The sequence below is a fragment of the Streptomyces sp. NPDC043812 genome (assembly GCF_056436245.1).
Window position 1 is genome coordinate 31,784 of the sequence record NZ_JBWKCY010000041.1, and the last position, 15,798, is coordinate 47,581.

Annotated in this window: 12 protein-coding genes and 2 pseudogenes; 6 read left to right on the top strand and 8 right to left on the bottom strand. The window is 71.4% G+C overall.

What is annotated here, in order from left to right; translation table 11 throughout:
- Nucleotides 1-38 precede the first annotated feature (38 nt).
- Nucleotides 39-515, top strand: a complete 477-nt coding sequence (locus AC067Z_RS36105) for a GbsR/MarR family transcriptional regulator (RefSeq protein WP_478793878.1) — start codon at nucleotides 39-41, stop codon at nucleotides 513-515.
- 42 nt (nucleotides 516-557) lie between these two features.
- On the opposite strand, the gene AC067Z_RS36110 is transcribed toward AC067Z_RS36105, so the two are convergent.
- On the bottom strand, nucleotides 558-1,355 hold the full coding sequence (locus tag AC067Z_RS36110; protein WP_478793879.1) for a diacylglycerol kinase family protein: 798 nt from the start codon (nucleotides 1,353-1,355) through the stop codon (nucleotides 558-560).
- 153 nt (nucleotides 1,356-1,508) lie between these two features.
- Here AC067Z_RS36110 and AC067Z_RS36115 point away from each other — a divergent pair, with 153 nt between their 5' ends.
- Nucleotides 1,509-2,792, top strand: coding sequence for an adenylosuccinate synthase (locus AC067Z_RS36115; protein ID WP_478793880.1), 1,284 nt, complete (start codon nucleotides 1,509-1,511; stop codon nucleotides 2,790-2,792).
- A 65-nt stretch (nucleotides 2,793-2,857) separates the two neighbouring features.
- Here AC067Z_RS36115 and AC067Z_RS36120 read toward each other — a convergent pair whose 3' ends face one another.
- The 3 genes and pseudogenes from AC067Z_RS36120 to AC067Z_RS36130 all read right to left on the bottom strand — a co-directional run bounded on the left by AC067Z_RS36120 (nucleotide 2,858) and on the right by AC067Z_RS36130 (nucleotide 7,093).
- Nucleotides 2,858-3,694 (bottom strand): hypothetical protein, encoded by an 837-nt coding sequence (locus tag AC067Z_RS36120; RefSeq protein ID WP_478793881.1) that lies wholly within the window; start codon nucleotides 3,692-3,694, stop codon nucleotides 2,858-2,860.
- Between the two features lie 331 nt (nucleotides 3,695-4,025).
- Nucleotides 4,026-5,171: pseudogene (locus AC067Z_RS36125) on the bottom strand (serine/threonine-protein kinase); the annotation flags it as partial.
- 62 nt (nucleotides 5,172-5,233) lie between these two features.
- On the bottom strand, nucleotides 5,234-7,093 hold the full coding sequence (locus AC067Z_RS36130; protein WP_478793882.1) for a serine/threonine-protein kinase: 1,860 nt from the start codon (nucleotides 7,091-7,093) through the stop codon (nucleotides 5,234-5,236).
- Between the two features lie 135 nt (nucleotides 7,094-7,228).
- Here AC067Z_RS36130 and AC067Z_RS36135 point away from each other — a divergent pair.
- Nucleotides 7,229-8,574 (top strand): annotated as a pseudogene (locus AC067Z_RS36135) (S1 family peptidase).
- 40 nt (nucleotides 8,575-8,614) lie between these two features.
- Here the strand turns inward: AC067Z_RS36135 and AC067Z_RS36140 are convergent.
- A complete protein-coding gene (locus tag AC067Z_RS36140) occupies nucleotides 8,615-10,279 on the bottom strand; it encodes a serine/threonine-protein kinase (protein WP_478793883.1) in 1,665 nt (554 codons plus the stop codon).
- Between the two features lie 173 nt (nucleotides 10,280-10,452).
- Here AC067Z_RS36140 and AC067Z_RS36145 point away from each other — a divergent pair, with 173 nt between their 5' ends.
- Nucleotides 10,453-10,938 carry a VOC family protein gene (locus tag AC067Z_RS36145; protein WP_478793884.1) on the top strand — a complete coding sequence of 162 codons (486 nt, stop codon included), beginning with the start codon at nucleotides 10,453-10,455 and terminating at the stop codon, nucleotides 10,936-10,938.
- A gap of 46 nt (nucleotides 10,939-10,984) precedes the next feature.
- On the opposite strand, the gene AC067Z_RS36150 is transcribed toward AC067Z_RS36145, so the two are convergent.
- Together AC067Z_RS36150 and AC067Z_RS36155 are read right to left on the bottom strand one after the other, a co-directional pair.
- Entirely contained in the window at nucleotides 10,985-11,455 is a 471-nt protein-coding gene (locus tag AC067Z_RS36150) for a MarR family winged helix-turn-helix transcriptional regulator (RefSeq protein WP_478793885.1), read from the bottom strand.
- Nucleotides 11,452-12,045, bottom strand: coding sequence for a type 1 glutamine amidotransferase family protein (locus tag AC067Z_RS36155; protein WP_478793886.1), 594 nt, complete (start codon nucleotides 12,043-12,045; stop codon nucleotides 11,452-11,454). Before AC067Z_RS36155 ends, AC067Z_RS36150 begins: the two co-directional genes overlap by 4 nt.
- Nucleotides 12,046-12,236: 191 nt before the next feature.
- On the opposite strand from AC067Z_RS36155, the gene AC067Z_RS36160 reads away from it, so the two are divergent.
- On the top strand, nucleotides 12,237-13,595 hold the full coding sequence (locus tag AC067Z_RS36160) for an aminotransferase class III-fold pyridoxal phosphate-dependent enzyme (RefSeq protein WP_478793887.1): 1,359 nt from the start codon (nucleotides 12,237-12,239) through the stop codon (nucleotides 13,593-13,595).
- A gap of 87 nt (nucleotides 13,596-13,682) precedes the next feature.
- Here the strand turns inward: AC067Z_RS36160 and AC067Z_RS36165 are convergent, their stop codons facing one another.
- The gene (locus tag AC067Z_RS36165) at nucleotides 13,683-14,615 is read right to left on the bottom strand and encodes an NADP-dependent oxidoreductase (protein WP_478793888.1); all 933 of its coding nucleotides are present in this window, start codon (nucleotides 14,613-14,615) and stop codon (nucleotides 13,683-13,685) included.
- 102 nt (nucleotides 14,616-14,717) lie between these two features.
- Between AC067Z_RS36165 and AC067Z_RS36170 the strand changes: the two genes are divergently transcribed.
- Complete coding sequence (locus AC067Z_RS36170) at nucleotides 14,718-15,707, top strand: GlxA family transcriptional regulator (protein WP_478793889.1); 990 nt, start codon at nucleotides 14,718-14,720, stop codon at nucleotides 15,705-15,707.
- Nucleotides 15,708-15,798 lie beyond the last annotated feature (91 nt).

Consider the following 15,798-nt stretch of genomic DNA (forward strand, 5'->3'; position numbering starts at 1 on the left):
TCGCAGTGCTGAGGTCGACGAGGGAGACGATGACCGGTATGAGCAACGAAGAGGCGGTGTCGCGCTTCGTGGAGCGCTTCGCGTCCGAACTGACCGAGGCGGGGATGCAGCGCATGGCGTCCCGGGTCTTCGCGGCGCTCCTGGCGTCCGAGACGGCGTCCATGACCTCGGCGGAGCTCGCCGAACAGCTGCAGATCAGCCCGGCGGCGGTCTCCGGAGCGGTCCGCTACCTTTCCCAGGTCAACATGGTCAGCCGCGAACGCGACCCCGGCTCGCGCCGCGACCGCTACGTCCTGCACAACGAGCTCTGGTACGAGACCTTCGCCAATCGCGACCAGGTCCTCACCCGCTGGGAGAAGGTGCTGCGGGACGGGGCCGACATGCTGGGCCCCGACACACCGGCGGGCGCGCGTGCGGCGGAGACGGCGGAGTTCTTCGAGTTCGTGCAGAAGGAACTGCTGGGCATGCTGGAGCGCTGGCGCGAACACAAGGCCGCGGGCGGCTCCGCGAAGTGACGGGCGCCGGCGCGGATGTCCGTGCCGGCCTCCCGCCCGCGTCTACGTCGCCGCGGGAAGCGTCAGTCCCCACGCTCCCGGGCGCACGGTCCAGGTCCGCGTCCGGACCGGGCCCGTGACACGGGCGTCCGCGCGGTAGCGGAAGTCCGCGCCCGAGACCGTCACGGTCAGGGCACGCGTGCTGACCGGCTCCGATCCGGAGTGGTGCTGGACGACCACCTCCGCGTGGCCGTCCAGCGCTGCCCGCACGCTCACGCCCTCGACCGGCCGGTCGAGATCCGTCAGCAGCACGCCGTCCGCCTCCACGCGCAGTCGGTGCGTCCGGGCAGTCGGAGCGGGCGGCGGATGGACGAGGGTGCGCACCAGGGAGCGGGCGGCGTGCCACACCGATGCCTCGGCCCGTGCCGCGGCACGCACGGCGGGGATCGTCAGGCTCCCGAGCACCACGCCGTCGGACTCGTCGACCAGCAGGTCCAGCCGGCGCACCACGCCGTCGAGCACGGCCCGCGCCGCCGCGACCGGGCCCGCGGGCACGCCGAGGGAGTGCGCCAGCTGCACCGAGGTGCCCACCGGAACGAGTGCGATTGCCCCGTCGCCGAGCCAGCGATCGCGGTGGAGCAGGGCGACGGTCCGCAGCAGTGCGCGGTCGTCACCCACCACGACCGGCCGTCTCGACCCCCTGCGGGCCAGGGCCCGGGCGAATTCTTCCGGTCCCTCGGGAAGACAGATTTTCGCCTCCGACCCGCCACACAGCACATCCTTCGCGATACGCACGGATTCGCCGTCCATTCGGCGGGCGACCGGGTCGATGACCACCAGCAGCTGGTCGTGATCCGACACCTCGGTCCTTCCTCGGGTAGCATCTTTGTGCAAGAGCCCCTTGCGCTATTGCGCCAGGGGCTTCGTCTATTCCGGGGCAACCGGTCCGAAGACTCAGGCACGGCTCAGGCCCCCTGACCTTGGTCTTGCCCCGCCCGGAAGGGGTGTACGCCTGTGCCCGCACTTGTGCTGCTCGGTGCTCAGTGGGGTGACGAGGGCAAGGGAAAGGCCACCGACCTCCTCGGTGGATCCGTGGACTATGTGGTGCGCTATCAGGGCGGCAACAACGCCGGCCACACGGTTGTCGTGGGCGACCAGAAGTATGCGCTGCATCTCCTCCCTTCCGGAATCCTCTCGCCCGGATGTACTCCGGTCATCGGCAACGGCGTCGTTGTGGACCCGGCGGTTCTGCTCTCCGAGCTGAGCGGGCTGAACGACCGCGGCGTCGACACGTCCAAGCTGCTGATCAGCGGAAACGCGCATCTGATCACCCCGTACAACGTCACCGTCGACAAGGTGACGGAACGGTTCCTTGGCAAGCGCAAGATCGGCACGACCGGGCGCGGAATCGGCCCGACGTACGCTGACAAGATCAACCGCACCGGCATCCGCGTCCAGGACCTCTACGACGAGTCGATCCTGGAGCAGAAGGTCGAGGCGGCGCTGGAGTCCAAGAACCAGCTGCTCGCCAAGGTCTTCAACCGGCGCGCGATCGAGCCGGCGAAGATCGTCGAGGAGATGCTGCAGTACGCCGACCAGATCAAGCCGTACGTCGTGGACACCACGCTGATCCTCAACGACGCCATCGACGAGGGCAAGGTCGTCCTCTTCGAGGGCGGCCAGGGCACGCTGCTCGACGTCGACCACGGCACGTACCCCTTCGTCACCTCCTCGAACCCGACGGCGGGCGGCGCCTGCACGGGCGCGGGCGTGGGCCCGACGAAGATCAGCCGCGTGATCGGCATCCTGAAGGCGTACACGACCCGCGTCGGCGCCGGACCGTTCCCGACCGAGCTGTTCGACGAGGACGGCGAGGCGCTGCGCCGTATCGGCGGCGAGCGCGGCGTGACGACCGGCCGCGACCGCCGCTGCGGCTGGTTCGACGCGGTCATCGCGCGCTACGCGACCCGGGTCAACGGCCTCACCGACTTCTTCCTCACCAAGCTGGACGTCCTCACCGGCTGGGAGCAGATCCCGGTCTGCGTCGCGTACGAGATCGACGGCAAGCGCGTCGAGGAGCTCCCGTACTCCCAGACCGACTTCCACCACGCGAAGCCGGTCTACGAGATGCTGCCGGGCTGGTCCGAGGACATCACCAAGGCGAAGACCTTCGCCGACCTGCCGAAGAACGCGCAGGCGTACGTGAAGGCGCTGGAGGAGATGTCGGGCGCGCCGATCTCGGCGATCGGCGTGGGCCCGGGCCGGACAGAGACGATCGAGATCAACTCGTTCCTCTAGGCACCGCTGAACAGAGCAGGGCCCGGCACGGGAGAACTCCCGTGCCGGGCCCTGGGCGTGACGTCCTAGGGATGCTCGAAGAACTGCAGCACGCCGCCGACCGCGAAACACGCCGCACCGGTGAGCGTGCTCCAGTTCGCGATCTCGGCGCTCACCAGGTCGCCCGTGCCCGGCACGGTGAAGTCCGCGAGCGCCGCCGCCATGAACAGCACCGATCCGAGCTGGTTGACGGCCACGATCCACCAGCCGATGTCGTGCACGCGGACGCCGATCGGTGCATGGCTCACCTCGGCGAGTGCGAGCTGCCCCGAGATCAGGAACAGCACACAGCCGATGACATCGGGCGCCCAGACCAGCCGGTTCGCCTGCTGGGCGGTCAGGCCCTGCAGGAACGAGTCCAGCAGATTGACACCGAAGACGAGCGTCCCGGCGAAGAGCAGGAACGTGCCGAGCCAGTCGATCCGCATGGGCTCGTATCTCCACCACCTCCAGGGCACGGGCTCCAGGGAGCCGGCGCCGCTGCGCTGCCGGGGCGCGTTGATGGTCTGGAGCAGGGAGACATAGCCGCCGGCGGAGAAGAACAGCCCGCCCGCGAAGTAGACCGCAGCGCCCGTGAGCGTCCCCCCGGAGGCGAGCGTGAGAGCCGCCCCGAGGGCGAAGAGCGCGCCGCCGACCGTGAAGCTTGCGGCGGCAACGGTGTTGAGCATGCGCATGCGGGCGAGGGTGTGCGGGTCCGCCGGCCGCGGCAACGCCTCCGCGTCCTCGGCCGCCCGTACCGTGAGCGCCCCGAGCTTGCGCACGGCACGCGACTCCCAGACCGCGATCTCGCCTTCGGCGGAGCGCCAGGTCAGCCTGGTGGTGAACGGTCCGGCGCCTTCTGCGCGTTCCTCGGTGTGAGCCACGCGGGTCAGCGTAGTGACGAGTCCGTCCGTGTACGGGGATTGCGACGCGGCCGGAATTCCCGTACATGACCCCTTCGTCGGTCGGGGTGAACCCGCCTCCTGACGAGTGCGGCGACGGCCGCTCAGTGGTGGCCGCACCTCGACGGGGCGACCCTGCGAGTCGGTCCGGCCGCCGGCGGGCTTGAGGGCGCAGCCCCGGGTGCTCTCACTTGAGCCGGCTGATGCACGAAGCGGTGATGACCAGCCAGGTCAGGAGCCAGAACCAGGTCCAGATCCGAGTGCGCGTGTGCTGCGGCAGGCGGCTCTGCCCTACGACGGTGTGCTCGGGCGGCGGCACATCTGGGAAAGGGTCCTCGTACCGGGCCGGTGGGGGGACGTCCTGGAACGGGTCATGGTGCGTGTCCGGTGGCGTGGGGGCAATGGCGGTCGGAGCGAGAGGGGGCTCGGGCGCGGCGGGTTCCGCGGTGACGGTCGCGAGGTCCGCAACAGCGGCAGCCTTGTCCGGCACCATGAGTGTGCGGGAAGCCGCCGGTGCAGTGTCCGCAGGAGCCGGCGATTCGGCATGCAGCAAATCGGCTGCCCTGCGGCCCAGTTGTACCAGCACCTCGCCCGGAAGTCAGGCGCCGGACGGGAGGTGCGGGAGCCGCTCCACCAATTCTTCCACGGACGGCCGGACATGCGGATCCTTGCGCAGGCAGTCCTCGACGAGCTCCGTGAGTCCTTCAGGTATGCCGGTGGTGTCCGGCGGCTCCTCCACGATGCGCCACATCAGCGCGTGGAACCCCATCTCGGTGGTTCCGAAGGGGAGACGCCCTGTGGCCGCGTAGGCCAGGACCGCGCCGAGGCAGAACACATCTCCCGCCGGCGTGACCCGCTCACCCCGGACCTGCTCCGGCGACATGAAGCCCGGTGAGCCGACCACGACACCGCTCCGGGTCGCGAGCCCGGTCGCAACCGTGTCGAGTGCCCGTGCGATGCCGAAGTCGATGACGCGCGGTCCGTCGATGGTCACCAGCACATTGGAGGGCTTGAGGTCACGGTGCACCAGCCCCGCGGAGTGGATCGCCCCCAACGCCCTGACCAGGCCGCCTCCGAGTGCCCGCACCGAACTCTCCGGCAGCGGCCCGTGGTCACGGCGGACAACCTCTTCCAGCGACGGTCCGGGGACGTATCCCGTGGCCACCCATGGTGTTGTCGCCGTCGTGTCCGCGTCGAGGACCGGGGCAGTCCAGTCACCGCCGACCCGACGGGCGACGGCCACTTCCTGGGTGAACCGCCTGCGGAACTCCGGGTCCGGCGCCAGCTCGGGAAGCACCAGCTTCACCGCGACGGTCCTGCCGCCCTCCGACCGGGCGAGGTACACCCTGCCCATTCCACCGGCGCCGAGGCGCCCGAGAAGGCGGTACGGGCCGGGTCGTCGGGGAGCAGAAGATCCACTCGGTGATCCTTGCACGCGGTTGCGGCCACCGTCAGTCATCTCAGGGGATCCGCAGGTCGCTCGGGCAGGGGTGCGCCCGCGGTCAGGAACGCAGAGATGCCTCACTTGCGGAAGTAGACTCCCGGCTCCCCGTCCGCGCTCATCCCGTACATCTGCAACCGCTCCTTGCCCTCGAAGCGGTCGACCCGCAGGTTCACCGACGCGGCGTCCGGTGTGCATTCGGTGTCGGATGCCTGCTCGTCCGGGGTCGCCGGGCCCACGACCACGAGATTGCCGACGCCCGCGAGCACGGCCGTGGACGCGCACGTGTAGGTCCCGCCCGTCGGCGCGCCCGTCTCCTCGTCCGTACGCGGGGACGTCTGTTGGAAGCGGACGACCGGTGAACCGACCGGGCCCTGCGTGACGGTCACCTGGCGCTCGAACAACTCGGCCTGGCCACCGTCCCATTCGGGACCCGACTCGTCCTCGATCCAGGTGCCGATGAACTTCGCGGGCACCACCTCCGGCCCGGTGCGGGCCTTGCGGAACGTCGCCGTGGCCGAACCCGACGTCCACTCCAGCACGTCGGGGGAGCGCACCGTGAGCGTCTGATGCGCTGCCGGGGTGCACCGCTTCTCCGGGACGCTCACCGTCACGTCGCTCTCGCCGAACACGATCCGGTCCGCATCCGCCGAGACGAGTACGGAGCGGCCCATGCACAGCCGTTCGCCGGTGACCGTGACGTACACCGCCGTCTTCTCGCCCCTGCTGCCCTGGCCGATCTCGATGCGGCCGGTGGAGTACGGGGCGTCGGCGGTGCCGTCGAGCACGCCCTCCCAGGCGCCGATGAACGCCGCGGGGACATCGCCGGCCGGGCGGCCTCCCGAGCCCGTGCCGGGTGGTGTCGTGCCGGACGACGTCGGCCGGTTGCCTGTGCCGTTCGCTTCCTGTTCCGGCCAGAACTGCACCGCCGCGCCGCCCGCCGCGAGCAGCGTCACCACCAACGCGGCCACGAGCGCCGTCCGCCGTCCGCGGCGGCGCGGTGGCGCGGGGTCCACGACCGGCGTCGGATCGCCGAGCCCGGGTACCGGGGTGTCCGCGTCGAGCAGCCGTGCCGCGCTCCTGCCCACCCGGGCGAGCACCTCGGCGGGCAGCCACGCACCGGCGGGTCCCTGGTCGCCTGCGGCGAGCACGGACGCCGGCGGACGGCGGTGCGGATCCTTGTCCAGGCAAGCACGGACGAGCGGTTCGAGCTCCTGCGGCAACCCGCTGAGGTCGGGCTCGTCGTGCGCGATACGGAACATGGTCGCGTGCGCGCCGCTGTCCGCGGACCCGAACGGGGGCACCCCGGTCGCCGCGTACGCCAGGACGGCGCCCAGGCAGAAGATGTCGGACGCGGGGGTGAGCTTCTCGCCCCGCACCTGCTCCGGCGACATGAAGCCGGGAGAGCCGACGACCGCGCCCGTGCCCGTCAGGCCCCCGTCCGTGACGGTGTCCACGGCGCGGGCGATACCGAAGTCGATGATGCGTGGACCGTCCACCGTGAGCAGGATGTTGGACGGTTTGAGGTCCCGGTGCAGCAGCCCCGCCGTGTGGACGTGCGCGAGGGCGTCGGCGAGCCTGCTCGCCAGCGCCCGCACGGTGACCGGCGGCAGCGGGCCGTACTCCTCGCCGACCACGGTCCGCAGCGAGGGCCCCGGCACATAGGTGAGCGCGACCCAGGGCGCGTCGGCGGCGGTGTCGGACTCGATGACGGGCGCGGTACCCACTCCGCCCACGCGTTCCAGCGAGGCGACCTCACGGGCGAACCGCCGCCGGAACTCGTCCTGTTCGGCGAGCTGCGCGTGCACCACCTTCACGGCCACGGTCCGCCCGCCCTCGGACCGCGCGAGATACACCCGGCCCATGCCGCCGGTGCCGAGCCTGCCGATGAGTCGGAACGGGCCGATGCGGGTGGGGTCGTCGGGGGTGAGGGCATCCACGTGGCGATCCTTCCACAGCGCCCGGCGCGGTGGTGACATGTTCACGGTCGGTAATTCCGGGCTCGGCTGAACAGCCGGGCGGGGAGCCACGTATAGACCTGATGACACCCGGACGGTACGACCTTGGGGCCGCGGATGAGGCACGCACGACGGAAGATCCAGCGGATCGTGCGACTGGCCGCTGTCGGTGGGCTGCTCTGCGGCGGGCTGATGGTTTGTCCAACGCGATGGCCGGCGAATCCACCGGCCGGGGCGGAGCCGCGCAGGCCGCCGACCCCGCCGCCGAACTCGTGTCGCAGCTCGGCACGTCCCGGACCGCGGGCAGCTGGATCGGCGCCGACGGGCGGCGGGTCGTCGCCGTGACCGACAAGGAAGCGGCGGACGAGGTACGGGCCGCGGGTGCCGATGCCAAGGTCGTGCGCAACAGCATGGACCGGCTGCGCGCGGCCACCGAGACGCTGCGCACGGCGCCCCGTGTGCCCGGCACCGCGTGGGCGATGGACTACGCGTCCAACGAGATCATGGTGCGCGCCGACAGCACCGTCTCCTCCGGCGACTGGTCGCGCATGACCGGGATCGCCGAGGAGATCGGCGGCTTCGTCCGGATGGAGCGCACCCCGGGTGCCTTCACCACCCGCGTGAACGGCGCCGAGCCGATCTTCGGCGAGGGGCGCCGCTGCTCCGCGGGCTTCAACGTGACCGACGGACGGGACACGTTCATCCTCACGGCAGGTCACTGCGGGCCCGAGGGCACGGCCTGGTTCCAGGACGGTGCGGGCTCCGAACTGGTCGGCACGACCACCACCACATCCTTCCCCGGCAGCGATTTCTCGCTCGTGCGGTACGAGAGCACCGAGACCGTCGACAAGACGAACGTGGTCGGCATCGGGAACGGCCGGGGGGTGCGCATCGTGGGGGTCGCCGATCCCGTCGTCGGCCAGCAGGTGTTCCGCAACGGCAGCACGACCGGTTTCCGGTCCGGCGAGGTGACCGCGGTGAACGCGACGGTCAACTACCCCGAGGGCACGGTCACCGGCCTCATCGAGACCACGGTCTGCGCGGAGAGCGGGGACAGCGGCGGCCCGCTGTTCTCCCAAGGGCTGGCCATGGGCGTGACGTCGGGCGGCGACGGGGACTGCGACAGCGGTGGCACGACGTACTTCCAGCCGGTCACCAAGGTGCTCCAGGACCTGGGGATGAACCTCTCGGGCGTGGCGGCCCCGCCCTCCGCGAGCGGGACCGGGAACGCCGCGGCGCCGCCCGTGGCCACCGGATCGGACGCCGCGGGTGCGCCGGACGGATCCGGATTCCCGGGCAGGGACGCCTCGCAGAGGGTCACCAGCATCGTCGACTTCGACAGCCCCGGGCTGGGGCTGGGGGTGCTCGGTCTGAGCCTGGTCGGGCTGGTGGGCGCGCGCTGGATCGTCTCGGCGCAGGAGCGCAGGGAATTCCGCAGCTTCTACTCCGCGAGCTGGGGGTAGCGCTGCCCGGCGGGGCGTCCTGGGGTCCGGGGGAGGGCGATCAGTCCGTCCTCGTGTAGGTGAGCGGGGCGCCGCCCGAGCCGACCAGTTCGCGCACGATGGTGCCGTCGGTCATGTCCAGGCGGCTCCACTGCCCCGGTGAGCAGGACGTCGGATCACCGAACGTGACGGTCGTCGGGCCCAGTTCGAGCGGCGGACCCGAGGCGCGCAGGGAGGCGGACCAGCGGCAGTCGTAGTTGGGGCCGGTGCCCGAGAGGGTCATCACCTGCTCGCCCGTCCTGCCCTGAGTGATCGTCATGGTGCGGGTGTTGGAGCCGTCCGCGGTGTCGAACGTCGCCTGCCAGCGGCCCACGTACTCCTGCGGGACGCCGCCCGTGGCGGTGGACGGCGAGGACGAAGCCGACGGCGACGGGGTGCCGGGGCCGCCGGAGGGGGTTTCCTCGCCGGACGGCTTCGGCCCGGGCTTCTGGTCCGCCGTCGTCGATCTGTTGTCGTCCTTCGTCTTGTCCTTGGCCATGAACGCGTAGACGGATCCGCCCGCGCCGACCGCGACCACCAGGGCGACGGCAATCAGTGCGAGGGTGCCGCCGCGGGAGCTGCTTCGCCGCGGCGCGGCAGGGGGCGGAGTGTAGGCGGGTGTGGGCGCGGGGGTGTACGCGGCGGGCGGGGTGTACGGCTGCGGGTAGCCGTACGCGGCACCGGCCGGGCCCGGCGGGGGCGGCGGCGGTGTGGGCGCGGGTGGGGTCGCCGGCTGCGGCGCGGGCGCGGCCGTCTGTGTCGGCGTCTGTGCGGCGGGGACGGCCGCCGGCTGCTCGTACTCCAGCAACTCGACGGCATGGCGGCCCAGTTGCGCCACGAGCGCGCCTGGCAGCCACGGCTCCCCGGCCGTGTCCTCCGTGGTGCGCTCGAGGATCTGCGGCAGGGTCGGCCGGGCCGCCGGTTCCTTGTGGAGGCAGTCGCGCACCAGCTCGCGCAGGCCCTCGGGGACACCGTCCAGGGACGGTTCCTCCTGCGCGATGCGGAACATCTGCGCGTGCACCCCGCTGTCGGCAGCGGCGAACGGAAGCCGCCCCGTCGCCGCGTATGCGAGCACGGAACCGAGGCAGAAGATGTCGCAGGCCGGCGTGACGCGGTCGCCGCGTATCTGCTCCGGGGACATGAAGCCGGGGGAGCCGACGAGCGCGCCGGTGCGGGTGAGACCGCCGTCGGTGACCGTCTCCAGCGCGCGGGCGATACCGAAGTCGATGACGCGTGGGCCGTCGATGGTGACGAGGATGTTCGACGGCTTGAGATCGCGATGGATCAGCCCGGCCGAGTGGATGCTCGTCAGTGCGTGCGCGAGTCCTGAGGCGAGGAAACGCACGCTGCGCTCGGGCAGGGGGCCCAGCTCGCCGGAGACGACGGTGTGCAGCGCGGGCCCGGCGATGTACCCGGTGGCGACCCAGGGCACGGACGCCTCGGTGTCGGCGTCGAGTACGGGCGCCGTCCATTTCCCGCCGACGCGCAGCGCCGAACGCACCTCGAGCCGGAAGCGGTTGCGGAACTCCTCCTGCTCGGCCAGCTCCTGCCGGACGAGCTTCACGGCAACGGTCCGGCCCCGGTCGGAGCGGGCCAGGTACACCTGGCCCATGCCGCCGGCGCCGAGCCGGGCCAGCAGCCGGTACTCGCCGATGTTCCGGGGATCCCCCGGTGCCAACTGCTCCATGGCCGTGCGGCCTCCCCCGTAGCCGAGTGTGCGACGGACCGAGGATAGTGCGGCCGCGGGCGTCGATTGGGTCAGGATCCGACCTGTTCGCGGCCTACGGTCGGTCATACGAGCACGAAGCACGAAGCCGGTCCGAGAACCCGGGCCGTGCATCCTTACGCGAGGAGACTGCCGTGACCGTCAAGCCGGTTCCCGAGGGCTACACCACCGTGACGCCGTGGATCATCTCGCACGACACCGCGGGTGTCATCGACTATCTGCAGTCCGCCTTCGACGCGGTCGAACTGGGCCGCTTCACCAACGACGACGGGCGCATCGGGCACGCGGAGGTGCGGATCGGCGACGCGGTCGTGATGCTCTTCGACGCCCGCCCCGAATGGCCGCCGACGCCTGCCTTCCTGCGGCTGTACGTCGAGGACGCGGATGCCGTGCACCGTCGGGCGGTGGAGGCGGGTGGCACATCGGTGTCGGAGGTGACGCATCTGTTCTTCGGCGACCGGGTGGGGCGGGTGCGGGACCCGTTCGGGAACCTGTGGTGGATCCAGACCCACATCGAGGACGTGAGCGAGGAGGAGATGGGGCGGCGGATGGGGGACCCGGTGTTCACGAAGGCGATGGAGTACGTGGCGAACGCGGACTTCGTCCCGGGCCGCGAGTAGGTCCTGTGCCGGCCCGGGTCCGTGCACGGGCGCGGGCGCGGGCGGATCACCGGTCCCGCAGGGACGTCTCCGTCTCGATCGCGTCCATCGCCTTCGAGAGCTGCTCCAGCACCCGTACCGTCTCGGCGAACTCCTCGGGGCCCAGTGCCTCCAGCAGCCGGTGTGCGAGCCGGGCGTGACCGGGGTCTATCTTCGCGATCGCCTCCCGGCCCAGCTCTGTCGCATGCAGCAGTTTCGCGCGGCGGTGGGCCGGATTGGGGCCGTACTCCGCGAGTCCCTGCTCGGCAAGGAGATCGGCGATGCGCTGCACGCTCTGCCGGGTGATGCCCATCGTCCGTGCGATCCCGGCCACCGGCTGCGGATCGCGCAGTACGGCTCCGAGAACCTGCCAGCGCGCGGCCGTGAGCCCCGCGTCCCGGGCCAGTCCGTCGGCGACGGTGATGAACTGGCCGTTCAGCCGGAAGACGCCGAGTGCCGCGCGGGTCAGCAGCTCCTGGGGGTGGTCGTCGGGCCTCATGCGTCGAGTGTCTCGTACGCCGATGCGTCCGAGTCGTGGAACAGCCGGTACCAGGCGTCCAGCTTCTCGTCCTCGTAGACGCCGAGCCTCGCGAAGACCTCGCGGGCGAACGCCACGGGCTCGGTCGGGCCCGCGGTGATCAGATCGCCGTCGGTGACGGCGTCGGCCTCGCGGTAGTGCTCGGCGCCCTTGTAGCCGGTGGCGTCCAGATAGAACGAGACGGCGCTGGTGTGGTCGCGGTCGTCGAGCAGACCCTCGCGGGCGAGGCCGGCGGTCGCTCCGCAGATCGCGGCCACCGGAACGCCCGCGTCGAGGAATGCGCGCGCCTCGGCGGCGAACGGCGCCAGCTCGTCCCCGGTGTCCCACTTGTCCGCCCCGGTGAGGATCAGCAGCGCACTGTCGGCCGGGTCGAGGTCGTCGAGCGCAAGATCGGGCTGGATGCGGACGCCGCCCATGGTGGTGACGGGGGCGGTCGTGGCGCCGACCGTCTTCACGGTGAATCCGTGCTGGGTGAGGTGGGCGGTGGTGTGGCCCGTCTCCCAGTCGGCGTAGGTGTCGTACACGGCCAGATGAACGGTCTTGCGGGACATGGTGTCCTCCTCCGCGTGCCCTGCTTGCTATGACAGTAGCCTGTCATATCGACAGCATGCTGTCAATCGAACGGGCGTCTCCCGCCCGCCCTCCAGGGGGCCGGGCGGCCGACAACCTGCCCAGATAAGTGGCCGAGGCCATACAAGGTGGCCATGTCGGGCACCACCCGCCCCTCCATACGCTGAGTCGCATGACCCCTCATGCCGATCCGCAGACCGGCGCCGCCGTCAAGGCGGCGGACCGTGCGCACGTGTTCCACTCCTGGTCCGCCCAGGGCCTGATAGACCCGCTCGCCGTCGCCGGCGCCGAGGGGGCGTACTTCTGGGACTACGACGGGAACCGCTACCTCGACTTCACCAGCGGACTCGTCTTCACCAACATCGGATACCAGCACCCGAAGGTCGTCGCGGCGATCCAGGAGCAGGCCGGGAAGCTCGCGACCTTCGCGCCCGCCTTCGCCGTCGAGGCGCGTTCGGAGGCCGCCCGGCTGATCGCCGAGCGCACCCCCGGCGACCTCGACAAGATCTTCTTCACCAACGGTGGCGCCGAGGCCGTCGAGAACGCCATCCGCATGGCCCGCCTGCACACGGGCCGTCCGAAGGTGCTCTCCGCCTACCGCTCGTACCACGGCGCCACCTCCACCGCGATCAATCTGACCGGTGACCCGCGCCGCTGGCCCTCGGACAGCGCCTCCGCCGGTGTCGTCCACTTCTGGGCGCCATTCCTCTACCGCTCCCCCTTCTACGCCACGACCGAGGCGGAGGAGTGCGCGCGTGCCCTCCAGCACCTCGAGGACACCATCGCCTTCGAGGGCCCGGGGACGATCGCCGCGATCATCATGGAGACGATCCCCGGCACGGCGGGCATCATGACGCCTCCGCCCGGCTATCTCGCGGGTGTCCGCGAGATCTGCGACCGGTACGGGATCGTCTTCGTGCTCGACGAGGTCATGGCGGGCTTCGGCCGCACCGGCAGGTGGTTCGCGGCGGAGCACTTCGACGTGGTGCCGGACCTGCTGACCTTCGCGAAGGGCGTCAACTCGGGATACGTGCCGCTGGGCGGCGTCGCGATCTCGGCGGAGATCGCCGCGACGTTCGACAAGCGCCCGTACCCGGGCGGTCTGACGTACTCCGGCCACCCGCTCGCGTGCGCGGCCGCGGTCGCCACCATCCAGGTGATGGAGGACGAGAAGGTCGTCGAGCACGCGGCGGCCCTCGGCGAGACCATCCTCGGCCCCGGCCTGCGCGAACTGGCCGAACGCCACCGGTCGGTGGGCGAGGTCCGCGGAACGGGCGTGTTCTGGGCCCTGGAACTGGTCCGCAACCGCGAGACCCGCGAGCCGCTGGTGCCGTACAACGCGGCGGGTGAGGCGAACGCGCCGATGCTGGCGTTCGGCGCGGCCTGCAAGAAGAACGGCGTGTGGCCCTTCATCAACATGAACCGCACGCACGTGGTCCCGGCGTGCAACGTCACGGAGGCGGAGGCGAAGGAGGGCCTGTCGGCCCTGGACGCCGCCCTGTCGGTGGCGGACGAGCACACAACGGCCTGACGTGCCGTTTCGGTACGGGGCCGGGGGCAAGCCCCGGGCCCCGTACCGCGTTTCCGCCCGCCCTCCGGGAAGGGCGGTACGGGAACGTCACACCACCGACAGCACCACCTTCCCCGCCGTCCCGCCCGCCTCACCCAGCTCGTGCGCCTTCGCCGCCTCCTCCAGCGGCAGGACGGTGTCGACGTGCACCCGCAGCCGGCCCGCTTCCACGAGCGCCGCGATCTCCCGCAGGCCGCCGTTGTCCGGTTCCACGATCGTGAACCCGGCGCGCAGGCCGCGCCGTTCGGCCACCTCCGCCAAGTAGGCCTCCGCGGGTGAGGCGATCGAGACCAGCGTCCCGCCCGGGCGCAGAACATCGAGCGAGCGCGGACCGTAGTCACCGCCGACCGCGTCGAGCACGACGTCCACGTCCCGGACGGCCGTCGTGAAGTCCGTGGACCGGTAGTCGACGACCTCGTCCGCGCCCAGGTCCTTCACGAAGGCGTGCTTCGACGCGCTCGCCGTGCCGATGACGTACGCGCCGCGGGACTTGGCGATCTGGACGGCCAGATGGCCGACCCCGCCCGCCGCGGCGTGGATCAGTACGCGCTGACCCGCACGGACGTCCGCGGTGTCGACGAGCGACTGCCATGCCGTCAGCGCCGCCACCGGCAGCGCGGCGGCCTCCGTGTGGGAGAGCACGGCCGGTTTACGGGCCAGATGGCGGGCGGGCGAGGTCATGAACTCCGCGTATGCGCCCGCGGGTTCGGGCAGCCGGGGCATGCCGAAGACCTCGTCGCCCGGCCGGTACATCGTCACCCCGAGCCCCACCGCCTCCACCACGCCCGAGACGTCCCAGCCGAGCGGTACGGGGCCGTCCGCGAGCAGGCCGCCCGTCGCACGGTGCCATCGGTCCGTCGGGTTGACACCCGCCGCGTGGACCCGCACCAGAACCTCGGACGGCCCGGGCTCGGGCCGGTCCACCTCGACGAGTTCGAGTACGTCGGGACCGCCGAGGACGTCCTGGCCGATGGCACGCATGATCCGCTCCTTCAGGGAGGTGAGTGGCTGTGGGAACCACCCTGCGGCAGCGGCGAGGACCGTTCGAGTGGCCGTATGGCCAACGTGTGCAAGGATCTGGCCATGCCCGTGGCCACGCACCGAGTCGTCGTACTCGCCCTCGACGGCGTCTACCCCTTCGAACTGAGCATCCCGGTACGGATCTTCGGCACCGCGGCCGGCCCGGACGGCGAGCCTCTGTACGAGGTGATCACGTGCAGCTCGGACGCCGGCACGGTCCGCACCAGCGCCGACTTCACCATCAATGTCGAGCACGGCCTCGACGTACTCGGGACCGCGGACACCCTCGTCGTGCCGCCGTTCGCCTGCGGCCCGCAGGAGGGCCGGGACCGGCTCCCCGCCCCACTCGCACAGGCCCTCGGGGACCTGCGCCCCGGCAGCCGCATCGTCTCCATCTGCACGGCGTCGTACGTCCTCGCCGCCGCCGGCCTCCTCGACGGCCGCCGCGCCACCACGCACTGGAACGACGCGGACGACTTCCAACGCGCCTTCCCGCACGTGGAGGTGGACCCGGGCGTGCTGTTCGTCGACGACGGCGACGTGCTCACGGCCGCGGGCGTGGCCGCGGGCGTCGACCTGTGCCTGCACCTGGTCCGCCGCGACCACGGCAGCGAGATCGCCAACCGGGTCGCCCGGCTGTGCGTCGTACCGCCGTGGCGGGACGGCGGCCAGGCGCAGTTCATCGAACGCCCGGTCCCTTCGCCGTCCGCGGCCTCCACGTCCGCGACCCGCGCCTGGGCGCTGGACCGGCTCTCCACCCCGCTCACCCTCGCCGAACTCGCCGCACACGCCCGCATGAGCGTGCGCACCTTCTCCCGCCGCTTCCGCGACGAAGTCGCGATGACGCCGGTCCAGTGGCTGACCCAGCAGCGCGTCGCCCACGCCCGACGCCTCCTGGAGTCCACGGACCTGCCGGTCGACCGGGTGGCAGCGGAATCGGGCTTCGGCACGGCGGCTTCCCTGCGGCAGCACATGGCGGCGGCGATCGGGGTGTCCCCGATGACGTACCGGCAGACGTTCCGCGCAAGGCCGGGGGAACTGGTCAGCAGCTAGTGACCTGAGTCGGAGGTTCGTCGGCAGTAGGTGGCGACTTTGTCGAGGATCTCGTCGGCGGTCTTCGTCCAGACGAAGGGCCGTGGCTGGT